Here is a 6,772-nt window from a genome sequence, read left to right as displayed (position 1 = left end):
GGGTGTGGGTGAGGAGGCGGGTGAGGGTGGTGCGGGCGGAGGTGACCGAGACCTGCTGGCCGACGATGGCGCGGACGGCCATCTCGAAGCCGTCGACCGAGCGGGGGAGACGGATCCCCGGTTCGCCGGCGACCACCGGGGCCAGCGCCGGGTCGGCGGCCAGCGTCTGGTCGACGGCGGCGGGATCGGCGTCGAGGTCGAGCAGGCGGCGGCAGCGGGCCACCGCCGGCGCCAGGTCGCGCATGTCGGTCAGCCGCAGCGTCGCCGACACGTGCCCGTCGGCCGGGGTGAGCGCCACCTCGCCGGTGCCGTGCGGCAGCCGCAGGCCGCGCCGATAGGTGCCGTCGCGCACCTCCTCCATGCCCGGCAGCGCGCGCAGCGCGAGGAAGTCCAGCAGCGCGCGGGCGTGCAACGGCGGGCGGTACGCCAGCCGCAGCGTGATCGTGCCCGCCCCGCCCGGCGCCGGCCGCCGCCGGGCGGCTCGCAACTCGGACGGAGGCACCCCGTACACCTCGCGGACCGTGTCGTTGAACTGCCGTACGCTGCCGAACCCGGCCGCGAACGCGACCTCGGCCAGGCCGAGGTCGGTGGTCTCGATCAGGGTGCGGGCGGTCTGCGCGCGCTGCGCCCGGGCCAGGGCGAGCGGCCCGGCGCCCATTTCCGTACGCAGCATCCGGTGCAGGTGCCGCTCGGTGTAACCGAGCCGGGCGGCCAGCCCCGGCACGCCCTCCCGGTCCACCACCCCGTCGGCGATCAGCCGCATCGCCCGGCCCACCACGTCGGCGCGGACGTCCCACTGCGGCGAGCCGGGTGCCGCGTCCGGCCGGCATCGGCGGCAGGCGCGCAGCCCGGCGCCCTGGGCCGCCGCGGCGGACGGGAAGAACCGGACGTTCTGCCGCTTCGGCGTCATCGCCGGGCAGGACGGCCGGCAGTAGATCCCGGTCGAGGTCACCCCGGTGTAGAACCACCCGTCGAACCGCTGGTCGCGGCTGTCGACGGCCCGGTAGCACCGTTCGAAGTCCAATTCCACGACACCGATGATGCTCCTGCTCGCGGCCGGTGGCTCGCGGGAATCGGACACGGCCGTGCGGCTGGCCCGGCCCGGTCAGCGACGCCGGGTCAGCGGCGCCGACCGGGCCGCTCGTTCCGACCGGGTCGTTCGGTGAGCAGGGCCGGCCGGAACAGGCCGTCCGGGTCGTAGCGGCGCCACGCCCGGGCCACCCGGCGGCCGGTCTCGCCCGGGTAGATCCGGTCGAACGCGGCGCGGTCCGGCCGGGACTCGAAGTTCACGTACGCCCCGTCGGTGTGCCGGGCGACGTCCCGGAAGGCAGCGTCGAGCGCCGCCCCGCCCTGCGGCGGGAAGACCGAGGCGACCACTAGCGTGCTCTGGTGCCGGTGCGGGTACGCGGTCGCCTCCGGGGCGACGTCGGTGACCGCGCCGCCGACCGACCGCAGCTGCACCAGGGCCCGGTGCGGGCCGGTCACCGCCCGCATCACCGCCCGGGCGCTGTCCTCGTCCAGCTCGGGCAGCAGCCCGTTGGTGGTGAGCGACGGCTGCTGGCCCACGTTCGGGTGCAGGTGCGCCGGCGGCACCAGGGCGGCGTACGGCACCAGGTCGCTGCGGTGCTCCAGCAGCTTGCCGATCTCCAACAGCGGAGCCACGGCGGGCCGGACGCGGCGCATGCTCTCCGCCGCGACCACGGCGGTGAGCTGCATGACCGCCGACGACCCGTACGGGAACAGCACCGCCGCCGTGCTGAGTTCCCGCGGCGCCTCGGCCAGGCGGGCCGCCCACTCCCGCAACGTGCTGCCGTCCGGGCTCGCCTCGACGGCGAGCTGGGCCACCCCGACGGTGCGGATCTCGGCCGCTTCGATCTCGAAGGCCACCACGATGCCGACGCCCGCGCCGGCGCCCCGCACCGCCCAGAACAGTTCCGGCTCGTGCTCCGCGTCCGCGCGCAGCACCGTCCCGTCGGCCAGCACCACCTCGACCGCGCGGACGTGGTCGATGGTGAGCCCGTACGAGCGCACCAGCCAGCCGACGCCGCCGCCGGTGGCCAGCCCGCCGACGCCCACGTTGCCGTGGTCGCCGGAGCTGATCGCCAGCCCGTACCGGGTCAGCGTCTGGGCGACCTGCGCCCAGCGCGCGCCGGCCTCGACCCGGACCAGCCGGGTACGCCGGTCGAGCACCTCGACCCGGTTCAGCGCGGACAGGTCGATGACCACCCCGCCGTCGTTGCTGGCGGAGCCGGACAGGCCGTGGCCGCCGCTGCGGACCGCGACCGGCAGCCCCTGCTCGCGGGCGTGGCGGACGGCGGCGACCACCTCCGCGGTGGTCTCCGGCAGCAGCACGGCCGCCGGGTTGGCCCGGGTGGTGTACGTCGAGCGGAGCATCGCGTACCGCCGGTCGCCGGGCGTGACGAGCTTGCCGGTCAGCTGCTCCGGCAGGTTGGCCCGCAACTGGTTCATCGCTGCCCCCTGATCTGTCGTACCTGCTCGCGGACGGCCGGCACCACCTGCGCGGCGAACACCTCGAGCTGGGCCCGGTGGGCCGTGACCGGCCAGAAGACGAACGTGTCGAAGCCGAGGTCGACCGCCCACCGGGTGAGCGTGTCCACCCAGACCCGGACATCGCCGACCAGGCCGGTGGCGCCCCGGTACGGACCGATGGCACCGATGACGTTGTAGATCCGCCGGATCGACGCCGGGTCCCGACCGGCGGCCCGGGCCGCCTCGTCGATGACCCGCTGGCGGGCCGGTACCTCGGCCGGCGGCACGTAGATGTTCAGCGGTGAGATCCACCCGTCGGCGTACCGGCCGGCGACGCTGAGCATGCGTGGTCGCTGGCCACCCAGCCAGAGCGGCACCGGGCCCGGTGGCACCGGCCCGGCCTGGTAGCCCTCGACGGTGTGCTGCTCGCCGCGGAAGCGCACCGCGTCGCCGGCCAGCGCCCGCCGCATGATCTGCAGCGCCTCGGCGGTGTACGCCACGGTGGCCGGGCCGCCGCGCCGGGGTCCGCCCATCGCGGCGATGGCGTCCGGGCTCGGCCCGCCGCCGACGCCGAGGACCACCCGGCCGCCGGTCAGCACGCTCAGCGAGGCGGCCGACTTGGCGAGCATGGTCGGCGGGCGCAGTTGCAGGTCGGCCACGTCGGTGAGGAACGAGATCCGGTCGGTCTCGGCGGCCAGGTGGCTGATCAGGGTCCAGGTGTCGAAGTAGCTGGGCTGGTAGGCGTGGTCCTGGACGGCCAGGTAGTCCAGTCCGCCGGCGACGGCCGCCCGGGCCAGCTGTCGGGTTTCGGGTAGTTTGTCGACTGACGGATCGAGGCTCACCCCGAACGTCAGCGGCTGCTGGTAGTCGGTCATGACCCCAGGCTGCGCGGGTCCGATCGGCTTGCCAAACCCCAGGTTAGTTACTAATCTTTGATAAGTGACTGATCGACCACCGCCCATCAGTCGGGCGTACCAGGACATCGACGACGCGGGCTGCCGGGTCTTCCAGGACGCGCTGGAACTGGTCGGTCGCCGGTGGACCGGGGCGATCCTGCTGGCCGCGGCCCGCGGCGCCCGTCGGTTCGGCGAGTACCGGGTGGCGGTGACCGGGATCTCCGACCGACTGCTCGCCCAGCGGCTCAAGGAGTTGGAGGCCGACGGGCTCATCGAGCGCACCGTGATCCCGACGTCCCCGGTGCAGATCCGCTACGCCCCGACCCGCGACGGCGCCGAGCTGATGAGGGTGCTGCAACCCCTGGTCGACTGGGGCCACCGGCACCGTGGGCGGGTGTCCGGCCGCCCGCCCGGGGCTGGCGACGGCGGCCGGTGACCGGCCGGCGGTGGCGGCGTCGGGCGCCGTCGGCCGCCGAAACTGTCGGTTGTGGTCGGTACCGTCCCGGCACCAACTCAAGAAGGGGTGCGAGCGATGGCGAGCGTGGCGGGTCGGGAAGCGGCGTCGACACGGGACGGGCACCCCCCGCTGGACCGGGCGGTGGTGCAGGGCTTCTACGACCGGATGCGCGCGGTCGCCCCGGCCGCGGTCGGCGCCATCGAGCGGGACGGGGCCGGCGACCCGGGCCGCGCCTTCGGCGACACCGCCTGCGGCCGGCTGGTCCGCTCGCTCGACGCCCCGGGGCTCCGCGCGCTCGGCATGTGGGTGCACCACTGGTGCATGCGGTTCTACGACGACGACACCCGGGTGGGGCTGCGCCTGCTCCGCGAGATCGCCGGCCGCTCGCGGCTCGGCTGGACGGCCGACGAGGTGCGCTGGATGCTCCGCGAGTCGTACGCGGCCGGCCCGGCCGCCGACGCCCGCTTCGCGCTGCCCCTGGTCGCGGCCGGCGAGCTGCCGCCGGGCTCGCTCGCGCCCGAGGAGCTGCCGGTAAGCCGGCCGGCGACCGGCGGGCCACCCGCGGCCGAGCCGTTCGCACCGCCCGCGCCGCCCGCGCCGACCACGTCGCGGCCCAGGTCGGACGCCGCTGGGCGGATCGCGGCGATGATCCCTCGCCAGCCCGGTCCGGCCCACCGGGACTGACGGGTTCGGTCGACGGGTCGGGCCGGCAGCTGCCCGACCACGGTCGCGCCCACCGCCACCGCGAACCCGGCCAGTTGCCACCCGGTCATCGCCTGGCCGAGCACGACCCAGCCGAGCACCGCGGCGGTCAGCGGGCTGAGCGCCCCGAGCAGCGAGACCTGGGTGACCGGCAGCCGGGCGGCGCCGCGGAACCACAGCGCGTAGGCCAGCGCCGTGCCGGCCAGGGTCAGCCAGGCGTACCCGGCGAGGCCGGCCAGGTCGGGCGTCGGCGGCCGCCCCTCGACGGCCAGGGCCAGCGGCACCACCATCAGCCCGCCGGCGGTGAGCTGCCAGCCGGTGGCGGTCAGCGTGCCGACGCCGGGCGGTCGGCCCCAGCGGCGGGTCAGCACCAGGCCGGTGCCCATCGCGGCGGTGCCGGTCAGCCCGGCGGCGACGCCGGCCGGGTCGAGCCCGGCGGTCGGGCGCAGCACCACCAGGGTCACCCCGACCAGCGCCGCCACCGCGGCGGCCAGGGCCCGGGGCCGGGGGCGCTCGCCGAGCAGCAGCACGGTCAGCCCGGCGACCAGCAGCGGCTGGGTGGCGCCGAGCACCGCGGCGGTGCCGCCGGGCAGGTGGTAGGCGGCGTAGAAGAGCAGCGGGAAGAACGCCCCGATGTTCAGCGCGCCGAGTACCGCCGACCGCCACCACCACGCGCCGTGCGGGCGGTGTCGGGTGAGCGCGAGCAGCAGCAGGCCGGCCGGGAGGGCCCGGATCACGCCGGACCAGAGCGGTTGGCCGGGCGGCAGCAGCTCGCTGGTGACCAGGTACGTGGTGCCCCAGGTGATCGGCGTGACGGCGGTGAGCAGGGGGTCGGCCCAGCGGCGGTCCATCGGTGCTCCCGAGATAGCTTGGAGGTAAATAGCTTAGAGCTAAGCTACTTGAGCCCAAGCGAAAGGGGAAGGGCGGCGTGCGGCACAATCCGGGAGTGGCGCAGCGGGATGACGTGGACGGAATCGTCGAGCAGTGGCGGCGCGAGCGGCCCGGGATGCGGCCCGAGCCGATGGCGGTCTTCGGCCGCATCTACCGGATCGCGCGCCTGGTCGGCGACGAGCAGGAACGCACCTACGCGCGCTGGTCGATCAGCCGGGGCGAGTTCGACGTGCTGGCCACGCTGCGGCGCTCCGGTGAGCCGTACACGCTGGCGCCGAAGCAGCTCGCCGCCTCGATGATGCTCACCTCGGGCGGGATGACGGGCCGGTTGGACCGGCTGGAGCGGGCCGGTCTGGTCCGCCGCTCACCCGACCCGGCCGACCGGCGCGGGCTCCAGATCACGCTCACCCCCAACGGGCGGAAACTGGTCGAGGAGGCCGCCGAGGCGGGGCTGGCCGTGCAGCGGCGCTTGCTCGACGCGCTGCCGCCCGAGGACCAGGACCGCCTCGCCGATTTGCTGCGTACGCTGCTCGGCGCGATCACCGAGCGGGAGCGGTGACCGACGCGCGGACACCGCGCCCGGCGGTCGCCGGGACCGCCGGTTCGGGCAGGATGGGCAGCGCCAGCCCTCGACGGAAGGACGACCCGTGCCCGCCAGCGAACCGACCATCCTCGCCACCAGCATGGGCATCTACGCGCCGCGCCGGGACGGCGAGCCGCGCCGGGTCAACCCGGTCTTCGACCTGGCCGCCGAGTTGGCCGGCGCCGGGCCGCAGCCGAAGATCTGCTTCCTCAACCAGGCCGAGGGCGACCAGCCCAGCACGCTGACCCGGGTCTACGAGGCGTTCGCCGGCAGCCGGTTCCGGATGTCGCACCTGGCGCTGTTCCCGATGCCGAACTCCGACGACATCCGCGCCCACCTGCTCGGCCAGGACGTGATCTGGGTGGGCGGCGGCAGCGTCGCCAACCTCTGCGCGGTCTGGCGGGTGCACGGCCTCGGCGAGATCCTGCGCGAGTGCTGGGCGGCGGGGGTGGTGCTCGGCGGCGTCTCCGCCGGCTCGATCTGCTGGCACGTCGGCGGCGCCACCGACAGCTTCGGCACCGACCTGCGCGGCTTCACCGACGGCCTGGGCTGGCTGCCGTACGGCAACGGCGTGCACTACGACAGCGAGGAGCAGCGCCGGCCGCTGATGCACCGGCTGGTCGGCGACGGCACGCTGCCGACCGCGCACTGCACCGACGACGGCACCGGGCTGCTCTACCGGGGCGAGAAGCTGGTCGAGGCGGTCGCCGACCGCCCCGGCGTCTCGGCGTACGAGGTCACCCGCAGCCCCGA

6 protein-coding genes and 2 pseudogenes are annotated in these 6,772 nt (G+C 75.5%); 4 read left to right on the top strand and 4 right to left on the bottom strand.

Translation table 11 applies throughout. The annotated features are described in order from the left end of the window. The 3 genes from DLJ47_RS29645 to DLJ47_RS29635 form a co-directional block, all read right to left on the bottom strand. Positions 1-1,030, bottom strand: a 1,030-nt coding sequence (locus DLJ47_RS29645) for a bifunctional transcriptional activator/DNA repair enzyme AdaA (RefSeq protein ID WP_109904903.1), incomplete at its 3' end; no start/stop codon positions are given. A gap of 89 nt (positions 1,031-1,119) precedes the next feature. Then, the gene (locus DLJ47_RS29640; RefSeq protein WP_109904901.1) at positions 1,120-2,469 is read right to left on the bottom strand and encodes an FAD-binding oxidoreductase; all 1,350 of its coding nucleotides are present in this window, start codon (positions 2,467-2,469) and stop codon (positions 1,120-1,122) included. After that, on the bottom strand, positions 2,466-3,365 hold the full coding sequence (locus DLJ47_RS29635; RefSeq protein ID WP_158289909.1) for an LLM class flavin-dependent oxidoreductase: 900 nt from the start codon (positions 3,363-3,365) through the stop codon (positions 2,466-2,468). The genes DLJ47_RS29640 and DLJ47_RS29635 overlap by 4 nt, the downstream gene beginning before the upstream one ends. A gap of 64 nt (positions 3,366-3,429) precedes the next feature. Between DLJ47_RS29635 and DLJ47_RS29630 the strand changes: the two genes are divergently transcribed. Together DLJ47_RS29630 and DLJ47_RS37245 are read left to right on the top strand one after the other, a co-directional pair. Continuing rightward, positions 3,430-3,822 carry a winged helix-turn-helix transcriptional regulator gene (locus DLJ47_RS29630; protein ID WP_109904907.1) on the top strand — a complete coding sequence of 131 codons (393 nt, stop codon included), beginning with the start codon at positions 3,430-3,432 and terminating at the stop codon, positions 3,820-3,822. A gap of 96 nt (positions 3,823-3,918) precedes the next feature. Then, a pseudogene (locus DLJ47_RS37245) lies at positions 3,919-4,371 on the top strand (hypothetical protein); the annotation flags it as partial. A gap of 254 nt (positions 4,372-4,625) precedes the next feature. Here the strand turns inward: DLJ47_RS37245 and DLJ47_RS37240 are convergent. Continuing rightward, positions 4,626-5,396 (bottom strand): annotated as a pseudogene (locus tag DLJ47_RS37240) (EamA family transporter); the annotation flags it as partial. Between the two features lie 95 nt (positions 5,397-5,491). On the opposite strand from DLJ47_RS37240, the gene DLJ47_RS29620 reads away from it, so the two are divergent. Together DLJ47_RS29620 and DLJ47_RS29615 are read left to right on the top strand one after the other, a co-directional pair. Next, a complete protein-coding gene (locus DLJ47_RS29620) occupies positions 5,492-5,995 on the top strand; it encodes a MarR family winged helix-turn-helix transcriptional regulator (RefSeq protein WP_233258084.1) in 504 nt (167 codons plus the stop codon). Between the two features lie 88 nt (positions 5,996-6,083). Continuing rightward, positions 6,084-6,772 (top strand): Type 1 glutamine amidotransferase-like domain-containing protein (locus DLJ47_RS29615; protein WP_109904895.1); only part of this gene is annotated, 689 nt, incomplete at its 3' end.

Origin of the sequence: Micromonospora sp. S4605 (assembly GCF_003176715.1) — a bacterium.
GTDB lineage: Bacteria > Actinomycetota > Actinomycetes > Mycobacteriales > Micromonosporaceae > Micromonospora > Micromonospora echinaurantiaca.
This window is presented reverse-complemented; position numbering and strand designations above follow the sequence as displayed.

What these genes read in the sequence shown, in the direction of transcription:
- DLJ47_RS29640 (WP_109904901.1), bottom strand. Translation starts at nt 2,469, where the DNA reads ATGAACCAGTTGCGGGCCAACCTGCCGGAGCAGCTGACCGGCAAGCTC.
- DLJ47_RS29635 (WP_158289909.1), bottom strand. Translation starts at nt 3,365, where the DNA reads ATGACCGACTACCAGCAGCCGCTGACGTTCGGGGTGAGCCTCGATCCG.